The sequence below is a fragment of the Lysinibacillus sp. CNPSo 3705 genome (genome assembly GCF_028674935.1).
GTDB lineage: Bacteria > Bacillota > Bacilli > Bacillales_A > Planococcaceae > Lysinibacillus.
The window spans coordinates 15,122-39,196 of record NZ_JAQZSD010000019.1 but is presented as its reverse complement, the minus strand read 5'-3'; the positions used below and the strand labels follow the sequence as shown (position 1 = coordinate 39,196).

The window sequence follows — 24,075 nt, the reverse complement described above, 5'->3', positions numbered from 1 at the left end:
CTCAAATGAAATTGAGATTGCTCTTTAAGTTTGCGAATTAAACTAAATCTTCACCGAAGAATAGGCCGATTTCACGCTCAGCAGAAGCAAGTGAATCAGAACCGTGAATGATGTTGTGAGAAACAGTTGTTGCATAGTCACCACGGATTGTACCTGGGTTAGATTCTTCAGGTTTAGTTGCTCCCATCATTGTACGAGCAAGCTTAATTACGTTTTCGCCTTCCCATACCATAGCGAATACAGGACCAGAAGTGATGAAATCAACTAATTCACCAAAGAATGGACGCTCTGCATGCTCTGCATAGTGCTTTTCTGCTAATTCTGTAGGAATTACCATTAATTTAGCACCTTTCAATACAAAACCGCGACGTTCAAAACGATCTACGATATCTCCTACTACTTGACGTTCTACGCCATCAGGCTTAACCATTAAAAAAGTTTTTTCGATTGCCATTGTTTAAAACACTCCTTAAATTCGTATAACAGGTTTTACACCTACCGATAAATATTAACAAAAAATGAGCCTTTGTACAACAAAAAGCTAGAATTTACGCTTACCCATAAATAACGCGACATCACGTAGTTTTTTCTTAACGGGATGTTTTGGTAATGCATCTATTTCTTGTAATGCCTTTTTCAAATATTTATCACTCATTTTATTAGCTTGTTCAATCGCGTCGGATTTACGCACATACTGCAGCATATTTTGACGTTCTGTTTCCGTCAATGTGCCTGCAAAAACTTTTGCCAAATAAGGTTGCATTACGGGATCATCTTTTAACATTAGAATCGGTAATGTAATATTACCTTGCAGTAAATCACTACCTGCTGGCTTTCCTAATTCTTTATCTGTTGCCATAATATCTAAAACATCATCGATAATTTGGAAGCTCATGCCCACAAAATAGCCAAATCGTTTCAAATGTCTCACCGTTTTAGGATCGACACCTGCTGCCACTGCACCAAGTTCGCAACTAGAAGAAATCAATAATGCCGTTTTTCGTTTAATGCGTCTAAAATAATCCTTTAATCCTTGATCTAATCTAAATTTATCTTCGATTTGAATGACTTCACCGTTACAAATTTCAACCATTGTACGCGCTAAAATTTGATGAACTAATGGGTCTTCAAGCTTTGTAATATATTCAAGTGCACGCGCAAAAATAAAATCGCCCGTGTACATTGCAACTCTATTATTCCATTGTGATTTGACCGTCGGGCGTCCTCTTCGCATATTGGAATCATCAATTACATCATCATGCACAAGTGATGCCATATGAATAAGCTCTACTGGTACGGCTACATCCTTCATCTTTTCGATATCATATACGCCAAATTTCGCGCCAAGCAACACGAAAATAGGTCGTATCCGTTTGCCACCAGCTTGCAATAAATGGAGAGAAGCATCATTGATCAAACCTGAAGAAGAGTTCACTGCTTTTTCTAATTCTTGTTCAATGATATCGATATCTGATTTCAAATCGGAATAGAGTAGTTTTAACTTCATCTTTTCCACGTGTGAAAACCTTCCCCCATTAACGTACTTTTTTAAAGCCTATATGCATTGCCGCAGCACCGCCACTGTATGCTTTGTACGTTACTTTTTCTAAACCTGCCTGCTCAAACAGTGCCGCTAACTTCTTCATACCTGGGAAATCATTTGCTGATTCCTGTAGCCAAGAATATTCTTTATAGCTTTTCGCAAATATTTTACCAAATATCGGCATTATATATTTAAAATAAAAACGGAATAGTTGTCGATAGCCTGGAATTTCAGATTGAGATGTTTCTAAACAAACAACCATTCCCCCTGGTTTTACAACACGATTCATTTCTTTTAAAACTTGTAAATAATCTGGTACATTGCGAAGCCCAAAACCAATTGTTACATAATCAAACGTATTGTCTGGGAAAGGTAACTCCATAGCATTTCCATGTATTAGTTCAATTTGTGGGTATGGCTTTACCTTTTCTTCACCAACCTTCAGCATGTTTTTACTGAAGTCTACCCCTTTTACTTCTCCGCCTTCACCAACTGCCTCGGCTAATGCAATTGTCCAATCTGCCGTACCACAGCAAACATCTAGAGCCTTCGCTCCAGGTTTTACTGCCATATGCTTCATCGTATCGTTGCGCCAGCCAACATGCATTTGGAAACTAATAACGCCATTCATTTTGTCATAGTTTTCCGAAATACTTTCAAATACTTCATGCACGTGCTCTTCTTTCGTTTTAGCCATTTTGAAAAACCTCTCTTATCCATTAGTAGAAGCAATGGATGCCTCTACACGTGCTTGTAGAGCTTGTTTCACATCACCTTGTAGAAACGATGCATCTTCTATCATCTGTAACAGCTCTGCTTTTAATTGCATAATTTTGTCCTTTATGACGTTGCCAAAGGTCGCTCCAGCATATCTCGCGCTTTCTTCAAGAACTTTACTCATTAAAGATCCTTGCCCACGTTGATATGTCGCCAATTCTCTTTCTAAACGCAAGATTAATAAGCTCTTCTCCACAATTGGAATATAATCTCTAAATGAATAGAGCTCAAAAAATTTTGAGATTAATCCTGATTCAATGTTAGTGATTGAGGCAAACCATTGTTCACTGGAACGTTTTTCAGCCTCATATACTTTAATTTGGTGTTCACAACGTGCCACAATTCCTTGTGACAAATTTCGAATCAATGCGACATTTCCCGACATCGCTAAAATCTCATAATAACGGCCACTATAAAAGTCTCCAGCTAAAACAGTTAACTGCTGTTCTTTTGACGTGGCATCTAGTTCTTTAATATGATCGTGCGCTGCTAAGGCTGCGTACACAATTCCAACAGTGATGGCAGCTTCTCGTTCATCTTGTTGCCACTCTTCCCCATTAAAAAAGGGAACTAACAAGTAAAATAATTGATTTTCATCGAGCACAGGCAATCCTGTGTATTTTTGCAAAGTTCTATGACGAACATCCATGAAAATCTCTGTTTTTAATTGTGCAATTGAATTTTGAATGTATGTTGCATTCATAGACCTTACTCCATTTCACTTTCAAATACGTTAGTCTTTTCATGACCTAACGCTTGCTTACTGAGTCATTATAGCATACGCGACGATTCGGAATAAAAAATTTTTGCTTTATTCAACATGATAGGCAGAAGAGCTTCCCCGTAAAAAAAACGGAAGAAATCCCAACTGCCTATCAATTATGCCTCGGCATAATCGCGTCCGGAAACGGCTTTGTGTTTAACAAAGCGCTTTCACACAGATAAATTGCCACAGAACGTGGCGTTCTTAGTCTATTTCAGTGATGTTTAACACCCGCCGAAAGAATCGAATCGAAAACTCCATTACTAAGTTTTCACATCTAGTCGATTTATATGTGCCCCTGCTAATTTACATAGACACGATACCTTTCATCATGCATTTTGAATGGTATTTCTCTCTATTACTTTTTAGCTTCGCTATTTATAACACCGTGTGCTGTATGAATCTGTGCTTTCCCACGAATTTTCATGGCAGATGTATGTTCGGTAAATTGAGCAATCATAACTTCGCCTGCATCTAATTTTTCAGAATGATGGAATTTTGTATCTGTACCTCGTGTTAAACCGATTACATGTACGCCATCTTCCTCTGCTTGAATAACAATATAATCTTGTGCCATTGTCTGTACACTCCTTAAATCCGACAAATTCTTAGTCCATCATAACATAATTAGACACTCAATTTAAGACATTTGAATAAATGATAAAACTTCTCTACGTTTCACTTCATCTTCTTCGTAAATACCACGTGCAACCGATGTCACAGTTTTAGATCCTGGCTTCTTAAGTCCTCGCATAGTCATGCACATATGCTCCGCCTCTATCACTACATAAACACCTTTCGGAGAGAGCATTTCCATAATTGTCTCTGCAACAGCGGAAGTAATTCGTTCCTGTAATTGCGGTCGGCGAGCAATAGTTTCTACTGCACGTCCTAATTTACTTAGTCCAGCAACAATGCCATCGTTTGGTATGTATGCAACATGAGCCTTTCCATAAAAAGGAACTAAATGATGCTCACACATTGAATAAAACGGAATGTCCTTTACAAGTACTAATTCCTCATGGTCTTCATGAAACACTGTTCTAAAATAATCTTTTGCATCTTCATGTAGGCCGCTAAACATTTCCGCATACATTTTTGCTACACGTTTCGGTGTATCGAGTAAACCTTCACGATTTACATCTTCTCCTACCGCCTCTAAAATCATTTTTACTGCTTCTTCTATTTTCAATAAATCAACATTCGACATCCGTAAAAACCCTCCTGCGTATCAGTACATTACACATTTCCTTATGCATCGTAGCATATCCAAAAGGTAAGCGCAAAACGACTTACTTGATTCAAAAGAAATTCAACGCTATATGAGCAAAATAGCCACTTATTGCTTTCTAATTAGCAGTATGTTTTGTAAATTTGGCTCATCACCATAACGTCAGGTTGATTTCCGTTCCGGCTGGGCGCTTTACCGCTGCCGCTCCGATGTTGGTCACGAAGGCGTTATCACAGGATGTGATGCTTTTAGCCTTCGTTCCTCTATCGCTGATCCCCAAGGAGTCGCCCAGCCTCCACTCCAATCAACTAATATTCTAGTATTAGCAAAGATAGCTCTATTTTTAGTGATGGACCTAAATTGTGCAAATAATATCTCTAACGCTCACACTTTCGTTTATTGCATCTTTCTATGTACATTAACTTTTTTAGCTATCTTTCACATCTTTTCTTAGTGGAAAAACATTATGTGGGTCATTCCGTTTCTATAGCTTCGCCTTCGCACAGTTAAATTGCCAAAGGTCGTGGTGTTTTTAGACTCTATTTAAGCGAATGTTTGGATACCCGCTGAAAAAAGTTAAAAAGAGCAGCCTCCATGTCATTTACATGAAGACTGCTCTATGTAACTACTAGACGTGTATTATTTTACCGCGTCTTTAAGCGCTTTACCTGGTTTGAAAGCAGGTACCTTGCTAGCAGCGATCTCGATTTCTTTACCAGTTTGTGGGTTACGACCTTTACGAGCCGCACGTTCACGTACTTCAAAGTTACCAAAACCAATTAATTGTACTTTGTCACCCTTTGCAAGAGCATCTTGAATTGTATCAAATACAGCTTCAACTGCTTTAGAAGCGTCTTTTTTAGAAAGACCTGCAGCTTCAGCAACAGAGTTTACTAATTCTGTTTTATTCACACCATTCACCTCCTCTCAAAGGGTCATGAACCAATTCTGTAAAAAGATTAACACATAGAAAACCGCTACGCAACTGTATTCATACATGATTATAACCAAAAATTGCGTTTTTCACCCAAAAAACAAAAATAACAGGACTTTTCGCATAAAAACGAATAGCCCTGTAGTAATTTTTTGCGCTTTATTTTTCATTTTTTCACTACAAAATAAATGTAACTAATCCTCTATCACCTTCGTTCACCATACGTTCAATTGTTTGGCGCATCCGTTTTTTGGCTGTCGCTGGTACTGCATCCATTTTATAGCGTATTCCTTCTTTTAACACTTCATGTAGCGGAGTTCCAAAAAGTTGTGTGTTCCATAAAGCTTCACGATCATGTAAATAGGCATGATTTAAATCCTTAAGTAATTGTTGGCTATGGAATTCAGAGCCAATTAGTGGCGCGAATTCTGATTCCATATCTACACGAATGATATGGTATGATGGCGCTTTTGCCTTCATACGTACACCATAAAAATTATTTTGTTTAATAAGCTCTGGTGCTGTTGGCTCAAACTCCTGCATCATTGGCAATGTTACGCCATAACCTTTCGAATCTGCTTCACTAATAGCCGTTTTAAAGCGTTTTTGCGCCTCTTTTGCTTCTGCTGCCTCTTTAATAAATAGTAGCCAATCTCTTTTCGTCTCAATCGGCTCATCTAGCCATTCATTGCAAACCGACTTATAAAGCTCACCTTGTAATGACACTCGAATGACTGCGGTCCCAACACCAGCATCCACATGCACCACTTCACTCTGGTCAATAAAATCAATGGCTTTAAAGGCATCTGACGCCTGTTGTACATCTCTAATTTTCATAATAGATGACAACACTTCTTCCATCGAATCAATTAACGCAACATTCAACGGGTGTGTAGCATCTAAAACATCTAACCAATCTGGTTTTTCCACCTCAATTGTTCGAATTGGAAATTCAAATAACGCTTCTTGCAAAATAAACTGAATATCAGATGCACGCATTTGATCAATTGACGTAGCAATTACTGGAACATTATAGCGCTCAAATAACTCATTTCGAAGCTGTACTGTTTCCTCTCGTGCTGGCATTTGGCAATTTAATACAATAACAAAAGGTTTTCCAATGTCCATTAATTGCTCTACAATTTCCTCTTCAGCCTTCTCTGCCGCACGACGACTTATTCCATTTACCGTGCCATCTGTTGTTACAACAATTCCAATATTGGCATGGTCACGAATAACTTTATCTGTGCCTATTTTCGCCGCTTCCTGGAAAGGGATAGGCTCTGTATGCCAAGGTGTATGCACATATTTCGGCCCATTTTCATCTTCATAGCCCTTTGTACCTTCAATGATATAACCAACGCAATCTGCTAATCGAATTTGGAACGTCATTTCATCCTCACCGACCGCAATACGTGTTGCTTGGGCAGGCACAAACTTCGGCTCAGCAGTCATAATGACTGGCCCCGGCGAGCTTTGTGGCAACTCGTCTTGTGCACGCATTCTTTCTGTATCATCCACAATATTTGGTAACACGACTGCTTCCATAACCTTTTTTACAAATGTTGATTTACCTACACGTACTGGACCGACAACACCAATATAAACATCGCCATTTGTGCGCTCTGCAATTTCTCTAAATACTGCTTCACTCAAGGTTTCTGCCTCCTTTATCTACGCTTTTTCACTATATGCGAGCAGATAGATAAATATGAAAAGCTCCTCACAAATGTAAGGAGCTTGGTGACTAATCTTATTTAGTTTTGGATTTAGACTCTTGAATTGCTTTTTCTCTAGCTTTCTCTCTAGCTTTTTTTGCGTCACTATTATAGGCGTCCATAAAATAAATGGGCTCACCTTTTTCATCTACTGTATATGGTATAGAATATGCTGGTACTACTGGGTATTTATCGACAAGTAGTTGACGTATATCATCTCCAGGCTTCACATTAGGCTTGTCTTCCTTTAGTAGTTGACCTAAATCGATGGAATAGTCCACATGCATTTCTCCATCACCTGTCATAAATATTGGTAATTCGGTACCAGAATAAGGGCTTTTCACAGTTACATCTTTTTTATAGCCCAATTCTTCAAAGTTAATTTGATATACATTATCAGAAGTCGCACCCTTTATCGGTAAATATTGGGTAGAAAGTTTTTGAATATTAATTTCACGAATTCGCTCTGCAGCATTTAAATCTACCAATTTTACTTTAGCTTCATTCTCAGGATCCCAAATAATATACTGGAAAATCCCGCCCTTTTCATAGGCATTCCCTGGAATTTGAGCAAGATATTTAGGCATTAGTTTTTCAAAATCAATTAAATATTTTATATATATATCTGTATCTAGCTCACTATTTTTAATGGGAACTAGGCCTCCAGTTGCTTCACGGTATTCATCAACCGCACGCTGTACAGCGGCTAACTGGTCAGCATCAGGCACTAATTTTGCCCTTTTTTCGTCTTCTGGATATGCACAACCTACTAGAAGAACTGCGGTTACTATTACCAAAAGAAAAGCACTTAGTTTTTTCATGTCACTTCCACCTCATCATTTTTTATCATGGCCATGTTGCTACAATTAGTACCATTAAAAATGTGCCTAGCCCAAATAGTATGTATGCAATTAAATTTACGATTGTACGTAAAAAACCGTTTGAAACCTTATTTCGAGCTAAATAAATTAAACCAACAGAGATAATCATAAAGCCGATACAATAAAATGATACCCACATTACATCTAGCGCTGGCAAATGTGCTAACGGACCCATTTAAGACAACCACCTTTCTTCAACGTCACGAAACAATCAAACTATATTATACTATGTGCTTTCGCCAAAAAGAAATAGTTGTCCAATAACTATCCATCAATTATGCCCACGCATAATTGCGGCTGGAATCGAGCTTACGCAAAGAATTCCTTCCCGATCTGCCGGAGGCTTTAACTTCTTTCACGGGCGTTTGGACAACCGTTGAAAAGTAGCTTAAATCCGCATCATACCAACACCTATAGAGGCAGGACATTGGCTGAAAGAAGTTAAATGTACAACCTTTGTAGCGTTATAGATTTTTCAACTAAAAGCACACAATAAGGTGTCTCAGTTATTCACTGAGACACCTTATTTATGTCCATTTTATGACAAAACTAATCACATAGATTAGGCATGTTGATTAGTCATTTTTATCCATTAACCAAAAATCTATATATAACGGTTAATGATTTTTTATTAGTATATCATGTCATCGATTTCTCGCTTTTTCATACGCATCATTAATGCATCAACTGCTACTTTCGGTTCGATATCACTAAAAAGAACACTATAAAGCGCCGTTGTTATTGGCATAGCCACGTCATATTTCTCTGCTAGTTGATAGGCGGCTTTTGTTGTGCGTACCCCTTCAACAACCATGCCCATTTGGTCTAGTACCTCTGGCAGTTTCATTCCTTGCCCCAGTAAATTACCTGCACGCCAATTACGAGAGTGCACACTTGTACATGTTACAATTAAGTCTCCCATGCCTGTAAGTCCTGAGAATGTAAATGGATTCCCACCCATTTTAACACCAAGACGTGAAATCTCCGCCAATCCTCGAGTAATTAGCGCCGCTTTGGCATTATCACCATAATTTAAGCCGTCTGAAATACCCGCAGCTAATGCGATTACATTTTTTAAGGCGCCACCTATTTCTACACCAATCACATCTTTGTTTGTGTAGACACGGAAATATTGATTCATAAATAAATCCTGTACTTTTTCCGCGGCTTCAATACTTGCACAAGCGGCTGTAACAGTTGTCGGGTGGTGTAAGACAACTTCCTCTGCATGGCTTGGACCTGAAAGTACAACAATCTCTTCTACATATTCAGCTGGTAGACTTTCTGCCAAAATTTCTGAAATTCGTTTTAATGTATCAGGCTCAATCCCCTTAGAAACATGAACAAACAGTACTTTTTTATCGAGCTCTGCTATCATTTTTTCACATACTTCTCGAATAGCCTTAGTAGGTACAGCAACGACAATAGTCTCCGAATGAGCTACTGCTTGAGCAATATCACTTGTTGCATACAAATTTGTCGGCAGCTCCGTTTCAGGTAAATACTTCCTATTTGTATGCAAGCTGTTAATTTCTTCAGCTTGATCAGTTCGATGAGTCCATAGAAGTGTATCATGCCCATTCTCTGCAAGTACCATTGCAAGTGCTGTACCCCACGAGCCTGCCCCTAACACACAAACTTTTTCCATTCAAAATCCTCCCTTGTTAAGAAAAGACAATTCATTCTTATTCTTACGAAAAATGCTAGAGAAAATGCTTACAACAGTAAACCTTCAAAGCAATCTTATAGTAGACTTTAGAAAATTATACTTTCCCCTCTTGTAAAAAGACGCCATCCAACAATTATTGTCGGGCTGGCGTATTATATGTGTATATTTTTCCTAAGCACGAGCACGGGAAATTAAACGAATTGGCGTTCCTTCGAAATCAAATGTCTCTCGAATACGATTTTCTAAAAATCGCTCATAAGAGAAATGCATTAGCTCTGGTTCATTGACAAACACCACAAACGTCGGTGGCTGTATCGCAACTTGAGTAGCATAGTAGATACGCAGACGGCGGCCTTTATCAGCAGGTGCCGGATTACGCGCTACAGCATCCTCAATAACCTCATTAAGGATAGATGATTGAATACGCATTGCATGGTTTTCGCTTACACGTTGTACAATCGGTAAAATTTGATGTACACGTTGCTTTGTATTGGCGGAAACAAAAATAATTGGTGCGTAGTCTAAAAATAAGAAATGCTCGCGTATTTGTTGTGTAAAGACGTTCATTGTTTTTTCGTCTTTTTCAACGGCATCCCATTTATTAACAACAATAACAATCGCTTTTCCTGCTTCGTGCGCATAGCCTGCAATTTTTTTATCTTGCTCTTGGATGCCTTCTTCTGCATTAAGAACAACTAAAACAACATCCGAGCGTTCAATTGCACGTAACGCACGCAATACAGAGTATTTCTCTGTCGTTTCGTATACTTTCCCTTTTTTACGCATACCTGCAGTATCAATAATGACATATTCCTGTCCATCATACTCATAAGGCGTGTCAATAGCATCTCGTGTAGTACCTGCGATATTACTAACAATAACGCGGTCTTGACCTAAAAATGCATTTACCAACGAGGATTTCCCAACATTTGGACGACCAATTAACGAGAATTTAATGACCTCGTCCCCATATTGATCTTCATCTTCTTTAGGGAAATGTTTTGCACATTCATCCAATAAATCCCCTAAGCCTAAGCCGTGAGAACCAGAAATTGGCCAAGGTTCACCAAAGCCAAGCGCATAGAAATCATAAATCATCTCACGCATGTCCGGATTATCAATTTTATTCACTGCTAAAACGACCGGTTTTTTTGTTTTGTATAAAATTTTTGCTACTTGCTCATCAGCAGCTGTTACACCTTCACGACCATTTGTCATAAAGACAATAACGTCCGCCTCATCAATGGCAATCTCTGCTTGTTGACGAATTTGCTCTAAAAACGGTTCGTCCCCAATCTCAATACCACCTGTATCAATAATATTAAAATCATGTGCTAACCACTCTGCCGAACTATAAATACGGTCGCGTGTAACTCCTGGAATATCTTCCACAATCGATACACGTTCTCCAACGATACGATTAAAAATCGTCGACTTACCTACGTTCGGACGACCTACGATGGCTACTACTGGTTTCGTCATCTGTACTTCATCCTTCCAACTTCTTGTCTTTCGCTATTATACACGAAAAATGCCATTATATCATATCATATCCATAAACGAGCGCGCTATGTACCGTTCTATTCATCTCTCTGGTATTTTTTTCATCGTTTCCACTTAAATCTGCTGGTTCGATGTGGTTATCCTCACTTTGTCTTATTTCATCCATCTCTTCGGCACTTCTAGCTATTTTCTCCATAAAAAAGCGAGGACACAAATTGCATCCTCACATGTCTAGTTTATTTAAAATTTTTCAGTTTATCGCCAATGACATCACCGAAAGAGAAACCAGTGTTTTCTTCTGGTAATTCATAGTCGACTACTTCCTCTGCCTCAGGATTTTCAAGTAAATCCTTAATGCTTAATGCTAAGCGACCTTCTTCAGCATTAACGTCAAGCACTTTTACTTGTACTTCTTGTCCTTCTTTTAGCGCTTCGTGTGGCGTGTTAATATGCTTATGCGCGATTTGTGAAATATGCACTAAACCTTCTACACCTGGGAAAACTTCAACAAATGCTCCAAATGAAGTAAGACGTTTTACTTTTCCATCAAGTATTGTACCTTTAGCTGCACGCTCTTCGATGTTCGACCAAGGACCAGGAATCGTGTCCTTAATGGATAGCGAAATACGCTCATTTTCCGGGTCTACAGAAAGGACTTTTACCTTCACCTCTTGTCCTTCCGCTAAAACCTCGCTTACATCACTGACATGCTCATGAGACACTTGTGAAATATGCACAAGTCCATCAATACCACCAAGGTCAATAAATGCACCAAATGATGCGATACGCTGTACTTTACCATCTAAAACATCGCCAGTTTTAATCTGGTTAATAACATCTTTCTTTTGAGAAGCTTTTTCAGCTTCAACTACAGCACGATGTGATAAAATCAAGCGATTTTTTTCTTTGTCTAGCTCAACAATTTTAAAGCTAAGAGATTTGCCTTTATAGTCTTCAAAATCATCAACAAAGTGGTCTTCTACTAGGGATGCTGGAACGAAGCCACGTACTCCTAAATCAACGACAAGACCGCCTTTAACAATATCTTTGACTTCCGCTTCGAAAATTTCCCCAGCGTTAAATTGTTGCTCAAGTGTATCCCATGCTTTTACAGCATCTACTTTACGTTTTGATAATACATAGTTTTCTTCTTCGACTTTTGTAATCATCAGCTCTAACGCATCTCCAACAGAAATTACGTCAGACGCTTTTTCAATGTGTAAGCTTGATAATTCACTTATTGGTACAATACCGTCAAATGGTGCACCTGGAATTGAAACAGTTACCGCTTTTTCATCAACTTGCTCTGCAATACCTTTGACGATATCACCTTCGTTAAACGTTTGTTCTGCATAGTTCATTTCTTCAGACATATGTAACCCTCCTTCGCATCTTCCCTTACTATTTTATTCGAAATTGAAGATAAAGACAAAAATAAATCCTTTAAATTCAAAAAATGTCTGAAATTTTAGGATTTATACCATTTTTTCGTGCGCTAATTTTAAAATGGCTTGTGCTGCTTCATCAATTGACAATGCTGTCGTATCTAAAAATATGGCATCTTCTGCCTGAATTAGTGGCGATGCTTCACGCTCGCTATCCATTTTATCGCGCAGGGCAATTTCTTCTTGCAGCTTTTCAATAGAAGATTCGATTCCTCGTTTTTGATTGTCCATAAAACGACGTCTTGCTCTTTCTTCTACAGTTGCAGACATAAAGATTTTTAGTTCTGCAGTTTTTAATACATGCGTAGCAATATCGCGCCCATCCATAACAACGCCACCATTAGCCGCAAGCTTTTGTTGCTGCGCTACTAATAGTTCACGTACTTTAGCGTGTGCTGCTACTTGTGAAACGGATGAAGTTACCTCATTAGATCTAATTTCTGCCGACACGTTGTTCCCGTCTAAAAAGACAAGTTGTCCTTCAGAAGAAGGCTTTAAGTCAATTGTGCTGGATGCTAGCATTTCTGCTAATTTTGTTTCATCATTTAAATGTATGTTTTGTTGCATCGCTTTATACGTCACCGCACGATACATAGCACCTGTGTCTATATAAGTAAATCCAAGTGCTTCTGCAACAATTTTCGCAATTGTGCTTTTCCCTGCACCAGCCGGTCCGTCAATTGCAATTTGAATGTTTTTCTTCATAATTTCCCCTACTTTCTAACACACCATATTGTATCATAAAAAAGCCCTCTTTAAGCAGAGGGCTTTCTTAAATCAAACTACTACTCGATTTGAAGGTGTGTAAACTCCCTGCAAAATTTCATGGAATTTTCCACTCACCAATGGAAGTTGGGAAGACCAATAATTATGCTACTGCTTCATTGCGTCCAAATCAGCTTTGTAAAATTAGGCATCAAAAGGATTTATTTCTTTACGACGATTCACTAATTGGCGTTCAAAGCAGAAACGAACAATATGCTGTTGGTCCACATCATCCGTATCTGTTAGTTGAATGGTTGCCATTTTCATCTCATCTTTTTCGTATATACGAACAACCGTCGCATCTGTGACCACGTATTTTATATCGCCATTGGCATATGGTAAAACGATGGTCAGCTGAACCTCATCACCATCTTGGAAAGCGATTGCCCCTTTTAAGGTTACTGCCAAACCACCTGCGCTAATGTCCGATGTTACTAGCTGATATTTGTAATCCTTAAACTGAATCGCTACATCCACAGGCGTTTCCACACGTACATATTCACGACGTTGAATTTTGATAAAGTCATCTGCCTTTGGACAATGCAACATAATCATCGGTATATTACCAGCTTTACGTCCAATTACTTCAGTATTGAAAGAAAATGATTGTTTATCCCCCGTGTGAAAAGTTGCTCTAAATTCAGAGCCATCTATTAAAAAAGCTGTTTTCTTTGTGGCAATATTTATTGGATAATCGATATAAATAATATTATCTTTTTGTTCTACAACTTTACAGCGGAATTTTTCAACACGCTCTGTATAAGTTGGTTCTAGTTCTAATTGTGTACCAATTTTTATTTCCATGAGCATCTCCCCGAACACAAATATACATTTATTATCGCACGAGATGCCCATTTTGGCTATATATACTGGTAGTTTTTTCTTATATTACGTTAAATATTCCACTTTTAAAACATTGTGATTTTCAGCGTCAATAACAACTCGGAAAGTTTCTTGCGCGTTTTTATCACGGACCGCAATTACCTCATAACAAAGACGTTGTTCAAATGAGCCGTTATCTGTATAAATATTTTTTACTTCTTGTACTTTCACATCATCATCGAAGAAAGTTTTCCAATCTATTGGTTTTGCCGTTTGTGGTTTAATCGTCTCTGCCTGAATATATTCCATCGCATTTGCACCAAGTAACTCGCCTGTATCCTTAGCAAGTTTTAATTGCACTCCATCTGCATAAATCAATGCATTATCACCAGGGTGAACACGCGCAAATGTTACATGCCATGCTTGATGGTTTTCACGAGATTCCACAAATGCAACATCATTCATTCCAAGTCGTTTTACATATTCTTCAGCTTTTTTCATAATTTCATCTTGTGAAAGCCTTGCTTCATCTACTGGACGTTCCACTAAATAGGATATTAAATGTCCACCCTTTTCTGTTAAATCGACATATCCTAAACGAATATCTTGGTGGAATTGGATATGATAAAACGGATATGGTGCCGTATCACTGCTTTTCGTCACAGTAAATGTTGCGTCTTTTATGATAGGGAATAACTGTTTTACTTTTTCCAACGCTTCTTTTTCAGTAATGTCTGAATCTTGTAATGCTTTAAGATCCATTTTTTTCTGCCAATCCGATTCACTTAATGTAAGTGGGAAGTCTTTTTCGCTGTAATCCTTTAATGTCTTATGCACATTATCAAATGTTGTATTTGGGTTTTTAGTATCTACTTGTCTTAACCAGACATCCATCTTACCGTTGTTTTTATAAAAATCTACTGTTGCAGATGACCATTCATCTGAAAGTGCCTGTAAATTTGTAGAGACTTGTGGCATTTTTTCTCGCCATGCTTTAAAATCACCAGTTTTAGCTGTTTTCTTTGCCTCATCTCCTAGGCGCCCTAAGTAGCTTAGCCAGTCGTTCGACACTTCCTGCCCGATAGGAATATTCGACATAGAAGATCGAACGTCAGAGCTTAGTCGCCAAACAGAATCTAACTCATTGTGAATGGCATTGTCATCTCGAAACAATAAAGATTGCGAAACAGCTCTTTGTAAATGTGATAATTTCTCGGATGCATCTGTTAAACTATCCGTGTACTGAGCTAACACAGTTCGTTGTAAACTTGCATTTTTTCCGTGCATATTAATGCTATATGCCCCTAAACCAATAACTGCAGCAGTGAGAATAACGAGCATAGTTCTCATTTTTTTCCTCCTTTCTTATGAACAGAAAATATGTTCTCCAATTCGTTTAATTTGAGGTCGTGACCAAATCCACTTACTTGTTGCTGTTTTCGGATTAAAATAATAAAGTGCATTTTCCGAAGGATCCCATCCATTCATCGCATCAAGAACTGCTTCTTTTGCACGTTCATTTGGTTCAAGCCAAATTTGCCCATCTGCCACTGCAGTAAAAGCGAGCGGTTGGAAAATAATCCCTGAAATAGTATTAGGGAATTCAGGACTTTCCAAACGATTTAAAATAACAGCCGCTACAGCCACCTGACCTTCATAGGGCTCTCCCCTAGCTTCACCATAAACCGCATTCGCCATTAACTGTACATCTCTGTCAGTATACTTTGGAGGTACTTGAGTTTTAGTCCCATTATTATTACTACTACCACTACTTTTACCACCTCCACCACCGCCGCCAGTGTTTGGTTTCACTTGCTGTTCAAGTGGCGTTCCACCATAATAAGTAAATTGATTTCCTGCATTTAATTGTGCTTTTACCCATCCTTCATCGTAATCCGAAAAACCAGATAAAGTTTTTTTAGTTTTTGCACCGGCTATTCCATCTACTGGTAAACCATATTTCTCTTGGAAATTTCGTAAAGCCCAATATGTGTTATAGCCAAATTTGCCATCAATTTTACTTTTATAAAATCCTAAGTATTGTAGCCTTGCCTGTAGCTCAATTACATCATCTCCATAAGCACCACGAGAAATCTGTTGCTCGGTAAATGCAATGGCGTCATTTTGCGGAATAGCAAAAATACTAATCCCCAACATGAAAGCAAAAACTATGCTTACTAAACGCATGATCATCACTCCTTTTTTCATAGCTTGAAACAAACGACTCATTTTATACCTATCAATTTTGCCTCGGTAAAATTGCGTCTGAAATCGGTTTTGTGCTTAAACTTAAATTGCCACTTGTTTGACTGAGTTCCTCTATTTTAGTAGATTTTTTTGTACCGAAAGCGGAGCTACAGGTGTTTATACACCCGCTGCAAAGTAACTTAAATCCGTATTCATCTCACCACCTATAGAAAAGGAAGATTCCAATTGCTGACGCTTTCTTTTACTAGTAACTACGTTTAACTTTCTTTATAGAAAACATTGCTGAAAAGTTAAAAAAGAAAAGCGCAGAAATCTTTTTTAGATTTCTACGCTTTATATTTTTTTATGCATATGCAAATGTTGTACGAGGTGATAGTGAGCGAGCTTGACTTTCCGTAGCCCAAACCACCACAAAAATAGCATAAAAGGGATCATTAAATATACCCAATACCCTTTGAATGATAAAATTGTATTATATAAAATGTGTAATACTACCGGTGCACAAAGCGCCATAGCAATCATTTCTTTCGTCTTTGCAAGCTTAGAAAACTTGGCACGTCCATAATAATAGCCCATTACAACACCGAACAAAGCATGACTCGATACAGGTAATAATGCACGCATAAATGCAGTATTCAAACCGAAAGAAAATAAATAAAGCACATTTTCTATCGTGGCAAAACCAAGAGATATACTTGCACCATACAGTATGCCATCATAAGGATCATCGAATTCTACATGATTGTAGATTGCGATCAACAGAACAAACCATTTAAAAAACTCTTCAACTACACTAGAAAAAACTACATCTTGTAGATAAAGATAACGAAAGACCCCTTCCTCTGTTAGTACATATTGTAAAAACAAGATTGGGAACGTTAAAAATGCGCCATATAAAAACGTTTGAAGTAAGGTTCTTCTTGGCTCCGTTGCCATCTGATTGCGCAAATAAAAGTAACTAAAAAGCGCTAGACCGGGAGCAATGGCAGCTGATAATAAAATGATCATGATGCCGGCTCCTTTCAAAAAATCAATTTCGCCTTGACATAATTATGTTAAGATTTTAAAATTCGTGACATCCCTCAATACATTAAACCAACAACTTTATTCTTGCGCGTATGTGAAGCGACATCATGTTGGGATACTTTAGTGTTTTTAAAGGATGTAAAATAATTTCCCAAGTTTATCTTTATCTACCGAATATTGGACGGCTGCATAAAAAATATATACGTATATCTCAAGTGTAAAAACTTATGAGACATTAAGCTTCCGTTTTCAACAATAACTATCTATTACATGAAGATAAACTGCTATTATTATACCATGATATGACATAAAACTTTTTAAAAGGAGATAAATATTTTTTATGAAAAAAACAATTTTATTAATTCATACAGGTGGCACAATTTCTATGGCGATGAGTGATGAAGGTGCCGTTATGCCAAACAAGGAAAATCCTCTAATGAAGGAAAGCCGTAAACTTGATGCACTTGCCACAATTATTGAAATGGAGGCTTTTAACCTCCCATCACCACATATTACGCAAAAAGAAATGCTTACATTACGTAATCTCATTATCGAAAAAGTTGCAGAAAAGAACATTGATGGCGTTGTTATTACGCATGGTACTGATACATTAGAAGAAACAGCTTATTTTTTAGAGTTAACGACGGATTTATCAATTCCCATTGTCTTAACAGGTGCAATGCGCTCCTCAAACGAACTTGGTGCAGACGGTATTTATAATTTAGTAGAAGCCGTTCGTGTGGCCGTTGATGAAGAAGCTCGTGAGAAAGGTGTACTTGTTGTCATGAATGACGAGGTCCACCTTGCTGTTAACACTACAAAAACAAGCACTAGTTCTGTAAATACCTTTCAATCGCCTCAATATGGCCCGATTGGACTTATTACAAAATCAAGAATATTATTTCATCATGCCCCTATCCGCCGTCAATATGTAGAAATTGATGAATTATCAAAACGAGTAGCCATGCTGAAAGTGTATGCTGGCATGGAGATTGACTTACTTGATGTAGTACTCGCATGTAAATATGATGGCGTTGTATTAGAAGGCCTTGGACAAGGCAATGTCCCTCCAACAGTCGCTAAAGGTATTGAAAGTCTTTTAGAGCGCGGCATTCCTGTTATACTGGTATCCCGTTGTTTTAATGGTATCGCAGAAGGAGTTTATGGCTATGTTGGCGGCGGCAAAATGCTCGAAGACTTAGGCGCTATATTTGCAACTGGTATTAATGGTCAAAAGGCACGACTAAAATTATTAATTGGACTTAACAAAGTAGGAACTCCTCTTAATTTAAAGGAATTTTTCATGTAAGGCTATTGTATTCAATGTTCAAGTAAGCTTATGCATCTACAATTTGCTTATAATAATTCAAGAGTTTATGTAAATGATTGATTGCTATCTCAAAATCCGGCTGTATAACAGAGAGCTGCATAAAATCTCTTTGACGTAAGTATTGGCTATCTGCATGAACATAATAACCATTTAACATTAAATCTCTCTGTAGATTTGATAGAGTCTTAGGCAGTTGTAAAGTGATCAGCATCGGATACTGTCTAGTTGAAACTTGGTAGTGCATAAATGGTAGTTGCAGTAATGTTTTAAAACGTTGCTGTAACTGTCCATACCTTTCTGGATATGCTTGCAACGCTGCAGTAACATTTGCAACAAGTACTGCTGGTAATGTAAATGGAATCGCTCCTTGCTGGTAATTAGCTAAATCGAGATAAGCTGGTAATGTTGAAGAAGATTTCACAATGTTTTGCGAAAAAATAAAAGCTAAACCACTGAGCGCACCTATTGCTTTTCCACTCACAGCAGTCGCTAAATAACAATCTTTTAAAGAAAATGGCATTGCTCCGAAAGAACTAATGCAATCAATGCAAAGCTTTATATTATACCGCTGTGTAAGCTGTATAAGTTCCTTTATATCATTACAAGTACCAGTCGACGTTTCTCCATGTACTGCTAGAAGCCATTGATACGAACTTTTTTGTAAATAAGCGTCCAAAATATTTGTATCAAAGGAACTTCCCCAAACTTGCTCAATTACATCAAAATCCAATGACCATCTCTCTGCTTGCTTTCGAAGACGTTCTCCAAACTCACCATTTGTTAAAATTAGTCCACGCCCTAATTGTTGTGCCTTCAATTGCCCTAGCATAACTTCATTTGCCAATGTCCCAGTTCCTACAATTGTAGCTACATGCGCTGCTCCAGATAATTGAAGTAACTTATTTCTCATTTGCTCAAATAATGATTGGAAGCTTAACGAGCGATGAGAAAGCTCTGAATACATAAATGGTTCTCTTTGTTTCACTGGACCTGGATAAAACGTATGACATTCCTTCGCAAGTCTTTGCTGTAAAGACTTTTCAAACTGCTGTCTCGTTAATACCATTGGTAAAAATAAAGCATCCTCTGTCCCTGTAGCAGGTGCAAATTGGCTAAAGCCCATTTGTTTATAAAGCTTCTCTTCACGAGTAGTACCTGAAATAACCGCTGCCGAATAACCTTTCTCGTATGCAAAAGCAGTCAATGCCTGTGTCAATTTCAGCAGTACTCTTCCTGTACGGTATGCCTTCTTGACTGCAAGCAATCTAATTTCACATAGCTTAGCACTAATCTCTTTAGATAAATATTGCTCAACTTTTCCTATCTTTTCATCAATTGAGAACGGCCTCTGATCTCTAAATGCAAGCATGCCTATAAGTTCTATTCCTTTATAAACAACAATATACGTATTTTCATGATGAAAACGGTCAACTTTTTTCCTTTCAGAGTTTGGTTTATGCTGTGGAATTTCTTCAACAAAGGTTTCATAATTTAAACGTGCAATTTCCTCAAACTCCGCATCTGTTTGCGCAATTTTACACCAATACATAATAATCACTTCTTTCTCTCTAAAGACTCTTTAATATTCGACATATGTTTAATAAGCATAAAACAAATTGCTACTAGTATCGGTATGTATAACAGTAATTTATTTGTACAAACAATTGCTCCCACATATAAAACTAAGCCACCTACCATACTAAGTGTTAAACTTCTAGTTACACTAAACGTCATAGCTGTTCCTACAACCATCATAAAAAATAAGCTCGGAGATAATGCCAGACCTACACCTATAAAAGTTGCTACTCCTTTTCCACCTTTAAACTGAAGCCAAAACGGAAACATATGACCAAACATACCCAAACTAGCGCCTAACACAATTACCCATTCTTCGCAATGCAGTAAACGCCCTACACTAACAATGAGCGCACCTTTAAAAGAATCCCCTAAAAAAGTCCATAGAAAAGCACCTTTCCCAATCACACTACCAGCATTTCTTGCACCTAAGTTTTTACTTCTTTCTTCCTGTAAATTAACGCCATATGCTTTTCCAACGACATACGCTGTCATGAAGTTCCCTATAACATAACTTATAATCCAATATAATCCAATCATTCTTTCACACCTTTTATATGTACTATCACCATAATGTGAGGTTGATTTCCGATATGACTGGGCACTTTCCTGGGGGTTATCCGGAGAGCCGCTTCGCTCTTTCCGTCGCTCTGACACTTCTTTCCGTCGCTTCGGCTCTTTCATCCGTCGCTCTGACACTTCTTTCCGTCACTTCGGCTCTTTCATCCGTCGCTCTGACACTTCTTTCCGTCACTTCGGCTCTTTCCGTCGCTCTGACATTTCTTTCCGTCGCTTCGGCTCTCTCATCCATCACTCCGAAACTTCTATCCGTCGCTTCGTACTCCTCCACTGCTTTCTTTCTTCTCTCTAACGGTTTAAAAAAGCTGTATAAGCTTATATGCCTATACAGCTCATCTTGCTATTTTGTTCTTTTGTCAATTGTCTTTGCAATACAATCGCCATGGAAACGGCCATTTTCTATAAAAATTTCATTGGCATTATTTCCAGCTGCAATAACTCCCGCAATAAATAAGCCTTCTACATTTGTTTCCATCGTTTCAGGATTAAAGAAGGGACGACCCGTTTCATAATCAATAGAGACACCCATTGCTCGAATAAATGAATGATCCGGATGATATCCTGTCATAGCAAAAACAAAATCATTTTGTAAAGTTTTCTTGCGACCAGCAATTTCTATTACGACCTCATGCTCTCGGATTTCCAGTATATTTGTATTGAAAAGCATTTGGACTTCTTCATTTCGTACTACACCTTCAAATTCCGGTAAAACCCATGGCTTGATGCTAGGTGAATACTCACTACCGCGATAGGCAACAGTGATGCGAGCTCCAGCCTTATTTAACTCAAGCGCCGCATCTATTGCAGAATTTTTTCCACCTATTACAAGAACATCTGTATCAAAAAATTCATGTCCCTCTTTAAAGTAATGGAAGACTTTTGGCAATTTCTCACCTGGGATGTTTAAATAATTCGGATGGTCATAGTAGCCTGTTGCGATTACAACATAAGGTGTTGTATAGATCTCTTTATTTGTCGTTACTGTAAACACGGCTCCACTTTTTACGACGCTATTTACTTTCTCGAAGCGGTTTACTTGAATACCTTTCAAACGTACAACTTCTCGATAATAAACTAGTGCTTGATTTCGCTTTGGCTTACGCCCTTCAATTATAAAGGGTACATCACCAATAGCTAGTCGTTCACTAGTACTAAAAAAAGTTTGATGCGTCGGGTAATTGTAAACCGCATTTACGATATTGCCTTTTTCAATGACAATTGGCTTTAATCCAATATTTTGCAAGGCTATTGCTGCTGCTAAACCACATGGGCCTCCTCCAACAATAATTGCATCTACTTGCTGCATTTCTTACACTCCTATCAACTTTGTATCAGCAATTTGCTAATACTTTACTTTCAAATAAATCCTTATCGCTTCCATTATACGCCTTCCATCGAGTTTTGGTTGTTTATTTACCCGAAATTTCAATGTCAATAATATGACACTGTGGTCTCGCACCAAGCCGGAAAGGCAATAATGTCGTACCATAGCCGTTACTTACTAACGTCATCACACCCTCACGCTCCCGGTAAGAGCCATTAGGATGCACACCGTATGGACCAATTCTTATTTGACCACCGTGTAAATGCCCACCAATCATTAAATCTGCTCTAAATTTTGCACGGACTCTTGCAAAAACACCAGGGTTATGTGAGATAAAAACAACTAAGTCTTTCTCTCCTACCTTTGCAAATGCTTCATCAAAGCTATATTTCATTGTAGATGTGTCTTCAATTGCATTTAGCCAAAAACGGTTTTTTTTAGGTAGTAATACAGCATCATTAGCGATGACCTGAACACCATGTTCCTGCAAAATACTTCTTAATCGTTCTTCGCCTACTTCTCTGTCATTATTACCCCATACAAAAAATGTCGGTCCTAAAGGAGTTAATAATTTAAGGTTGTCATGAATACGTTGAATAGGTGTGCGTCCATCTGCAAAATCTCCACCAATAATAACAGCATCAAATTGACCATCTAACTGTTCAATCATTTGGCGATTAATTTTGCGTAAATGTGTATCCGAAATAAAAAATAGTCGGACCTTTTCCTGTTCACCCTTTAATAACAATTGATGATGTAAAACATTATTTTCATGTGCCACCTTCAACATATAAAGCAGGAACGCGATGACTACTAAAACAAATAGTCCAATATAAATCATTCCCTCACATCTCCTTACGAAAGCAAAAAGACGATTCGTTATAATGAAGAATCGCCTTTTCACTAAATAAGACGTACGCCTCAACCATATTTGGTGTTGACGTTTGTCCATTATTTTATACTAGAAAAACATCATTGCCAAAGAATGACACCCGCTTTTCTTATGGTAGCTTAATCACTTGCCCAATCATTACATTATTTGAAGACATACCATTTGCTGCACGAATTTTCGATAATGTTGCTTCACTTCCATCGCCGTAGTGATTTAAAGCAATACGATATAGATTTTCATTTGCTTTTACAGTATGAGTACTTGCTTTTGCAGATTGTTTTGCTTCTTCTGCTTTGCGTGCTTCCTCAGCTTTACGCGCTTCCTCGGCCTTTCGAGCTTGTTCAGCTCGTTTAGCCTCTTCTGCTTGTGCTATTCTAGCTTGCTCCGCTTTTTTAGCTTCATCGGCTTTTCTAGCTTCTTCTGCCTTCTTGGCTGCTTCGGTCTTTTTCGCTTCCTCAGCTGCCTTTTGCTCAGCAGCTAATTTCTCAGCGTCTTTCTTAGAAGGCTCTTTTGCTTTGTCTGCCTTATCTTTGTTTGCTTTATCGTCTTCTTTTACTTTGTCAGTAGATACAGGCACCTTATCTTCATCCCCTGAATTATCAATTTCTACAATTTCATCTGAAGAATTTTTTTCGGCCTCTTCAATTGTTGTTCCAGGTTCATAGAATTTTAAAAAATAGACCAATATCGATAATGGAATTAAGATAAAAATTACAAAAAGAATCGTCATTAATGGCGGTTTTCGTTTTGTTTTACTTGGTTTTTTATTGTCATTTCCATTTTTCTTCATTCTTGAAACTCTAGATAAAGCTTGCTGTTCTTTTTGTTCTTCCTCAAAAGATTGACGATGTTCTTCAATTTTATCGCGATAATCTTCTTTACTCATTCGCCGTTCCTCCAACCTTACTACGCTTTTCTATCATTCTATTATGACGAATTTTGCGAAAAAAGTAAATGACCGTCAGTTATAGGCTAAAAAGGACATATCACCATAACGTGGGGTTGATTTTCCGTTCCACAGGGCGCTTTCTTGGAGACGTCCATTCGGAACGGAAATCAACTGATATTTGGCATACGTTGTTAACAAAAT

Annotated in this window: 24 protein-coding genes; 1 reads left to right on the top strand and 23 read right to left on the bottom strand. The window is 38.0% G+C overall.

The features are described from left to right. Window positions 1-37: 37 nt before the first annotated feature. The 18 genes from ndk to prsW form a co-directional block, all read right to left on the bottom strand. The gene (ndk, locus tag PVA17_RS10635; protein WP_132359254.1) at window positions 38-454 is read right to left on the bottom strand and encodes a nucleoside-diphosphate kinase; all 417 of its coding nucleotides are present in this window, start codon (window positions 452-454) and stop codon (window positions 38-40) included. Window positions 455-541: 87 nt separating this feature from the next. Further along, window positions 542-1,516 carry a heptaprenyl diphosphate synthase component II gene (hepT, locus tag PVA17_RS10630; RefSeq protein ID WP_132359256.1) on the bottom strand — a complete coding sequence of 325 codons (975 nt, stop codon included), beginning with the start codon at window positions 1,514-1,516 and terminating at the stop codon, window positions 542-544. A gap of 19 nt (window positions 1,517-1,535) precedes the next feature. Next, a complete protein-coding gene (locus tag PVA17_RS10625; RefSeq protein ID WP_132359258.1) occupies window positions 1,536-2,240 on the bottom strand; it encodes a demethylmenaquinone methyltransferase in 705 nt (234 codons plus the stop codon). Between the two features lie 15 nt (window positions 2,241-2,255). Continuing rightward, entirely contained in the window at window positions 2,256-3,023 is a 768-nt protein-coding gene (locus tag PVA17_RS10620; RefSeq protein WP_132359260.1) for a heptaprenyl diphosphate synthase component 1, read from the bottom strand. Window positions 3,024-3,441: 418 nt separating this feature from the next. Beyond that, window positions 3,442-3,660 carry a trp RNA-binding attenuation protein MtrB gene (gene mtrB, locus PVA17_RS10615; protein ID WP_049666799.1) on the bottom strand — a complete coding sequence of 73 codons (219 nt, stop codon included), beginning with the start codon at window positions 3,658-3,660 and terminating at the stop codon, window positions 3,442-3,444. A gap of 63 nt (window positions 3,661-3,723) precedes the next feature. Next, window positions 3,724-4,293, bottom strand: a complete 570-nt coding sequence (gene folE, locus PVA17_RS10610; protein WP_132359262.1) for a GTP cyclohydrolase I FolE — start codon at window positions 4,291-4,293, stop codon at window positions 3,724-3,726. Between the two features lie 660 nt (window positions 4,294-4,953). Next, window positions 4,954-5,226, bottom strand: a complete 273-nt coding sequence (locus PVA17_RS10605) for an HU family DNA-binding protein (protein WP_004232618.1) — start codon at window positions 5,224-5,226, stop codon at window positions 4,954-4,956. A 199-nt stretch (window positions 5,227-5,425) separates the two neighbouring features. Further along, entirely contained in the window at window positions 5,426-6,904 is a 1,479-nt protein-coding gene (gene spoIVA, locus PVA17_RS10600) for a stage IV sporulation protein A (RefSeq protein WP_132359264.1), read from the bottom strand. A 97-nt stretch (window positions 6,905-7,001) separates the two neighbouring features. Then, window positions 7,002-7,787 (bottom strand): hypothetical protein, encoded by a 786-nt coding sequence (locus tag PVA17_RS10595; protein WP_132359266.1) that lies wholly within the window; start codon window positions 7,785-7,787, stop codon window positions 7,002-7,004. 25 nt (window positions 7,788-7,812) lie between these two features. Beyond that, on the bottom strand, window positions 7,813-8,022 hold the full coding sequence (locus PVA17_RS10590) for a DUF2768 domain-containing protein (RefSeq protein ID WP_132359268.1): 210 nt from the start codon (window positions 8,020-8,022) through the stop codon (window positions 7,813-7,815). 456 nt (window positions 8,023-8,478) lie between these two features. Continuing rightward, a complete protein-coding gene (locus tag PVA17_RS10585; protein WP_132359270.1) occupies window positions 8,479-9,495 on the bottom strand; it encodes an NAD(P)H-dependent glycerol-3-phosphate dehydrogenase in 1,017 nt (338 codons plus the stop codon). A 192-nt stretch (window positions 9,496-9,687) separates the two neighbouring features. Next, window positions 9,688-10,998, bottom strand: a complete 1,311-nt coding sequence (der, locus tag PVA17_RS10580) for a ribosome biogenesis GTPase Der (RefSeq protein WP_132359272.1) — start codon at window positions 10,996-10,998, stop codon at window positions 9,688-9,690. Window positions 10,999-11,255: 257 nt separating this feature from the next. Continuing rightward, window positions 11,256-12,392, bottom strand: a complete 1,137-nt coding sequence (rpsA, locus tag PVA17_RS10575; protein ID WP_132359274.1) for a 30S ribosomal protein S1 — start codon at window positions 12,390-12,392, stop codon at window positions 11,256-11,258. A gap of 102 nt (window positions 12,393-12,494) precedes the next feature. After that, entirely contained in the window at window positions 12,495-13,169 is a 675-nt protein-coding gene (gene cmk, locus PVA17_RS10570) for a (d)CMP kinase (protein WP_132359276.1), read from the bottom strand. A 204-nt stretch (window positions 13,170-13,373) separates the two neighbouring features. Further along, window positions 13,374-14,033: a flagellar brake protein gene (locus PVA17_RS10565; protein ID WP_132359279.1), complete on the bottom strand. Its 660-nt coding sequence runs from the start codon at window positions 14,031-14,033 to the stop codon at window positions 13,374-13,376. An 84-nt stretch (window positions 14,034-14,117) separates the two neighbouring features. Next, window positions 14,118-15,401: a PepSY1/2 domain-containing protein gene (locus tag PVA17_RS10560; protein WP_132359281.1), complete on the bottom strand. Its 1,284-nt coding sequence runs from the start codon at window positions 15,399-15,401 to the stop codon at window positions 14,118-14,120. Window positions 15,402-15,416: 15 nt separating this feature from the next. Continuing rightward, entirely contained in the window at window positions 15,417-16,238 is an 822-nt protein-coding gene (sleB, locus tag PVA17_RS10555) for a spore cortex-lytic enzyme (protein ID WP_132359283.1), read from the bottom strand. Window positions 16,239-16,592: 354 nt separating this feature from the next. Next, on the bottom strand, window positions 16,593-17,267 hold the full coding sequence (gene prsW, locus PVA17_RS10550) for a glutamic-type intramembrane protease PrsW (protein ID WP_132359285.1): 675 nt from the start codon (window positions 17,265-17,267) through the stop codon (window positions 16,593-16,595). 358 nt (window positions 17,268-17,625) lie between these two features. Between prsW and PVA17_RS10545 the strand changes: the two genes are divergently transcribed. Beyond that, window positions 17,626-18,594 (top strand): asparaginase, encoded by a 969-nt coding sequence (locus tag PVA17_RS10545; protein WP_132359287.1) that lies wholly within the window; start codon window positions 17,626-17,628, stop codon window positions 18,592-18,594. A 28-nt stretch (window positions 18,595-18,622) separates the two neighbouring features. On the opposite strand, the gene PVA17_RS10540 is transcribed toward PVA17_RS10545, so the two are convergent. The 5 genes from PVA17_RS10540 to PVA17_RS10520 form a co-directional block, all read right to left on the bottom strand. Further along, window positions 18,623-20,164: an aminotransferase class V-fold PLP-dependent enzyme gene (locus PVA17_RS10540; RefSeq protein WP_132359289.1), complete on the bottom strand. Its 1,542-nt coding sequence runs from the start codon at window positions 20,162-20,164 to the stop codon at window positions 18,623-18,625. Window positions 20,165-20,169: 5 nt separating this feature from the next. After that, on the bottom strand, window positions 20,170-20,889 hold the full coding sequence (locus tag PVA17_RS10535; protein ID WP_274067673.1) for a glycerol-3-phosphate acyltransferase: 720 nt from the start codon (window positions 20,887-20,889) through the stop codon (window positions 20,170-20,172). Between the two features lie 220 nt (window positions 20,890-21,109). Further along, a complete protein-coding gene (locus PVA17_RS10530) occupies window positions 21,110-22,075 on the bottom strand; it encodes a YpdA family putative bacillithiol disulfide reductase (protein WP_274067672.1) in 966 nt (321 codons plus the stop codon). A 103-nt stretch (window positions 22,076-22,178) separates the two neighbouring features. After that, window positions 22,179-22,934 (bottom strand): metallophosphoesterase, encoded by a 756-nt coding sequence (locus PVA17_RS10525; protein WP_274067671.1) that lies wholly within the window; start codon window positions 22,932-22,934, stop codon window positions 22,179-22,181. Window positions 22,935-23,094: 160 nt separating this feature from the next. Then, the gene (locus tag PVA17_RS10520; RefSeq protein ID WP_274067670.1) at window positions 23,095-23,871 is read right to left on the bottom strand and encodes a LysM peptidoglycan-binding domain-containing protein; all 777 of its coding nucleotides are present in this window, start codon (window positions 23,869-23,871) and stop codon (window positions 23,095-23,097) included. Window positions 23,872-24,075: the final 204 nt, after the last annotated feature.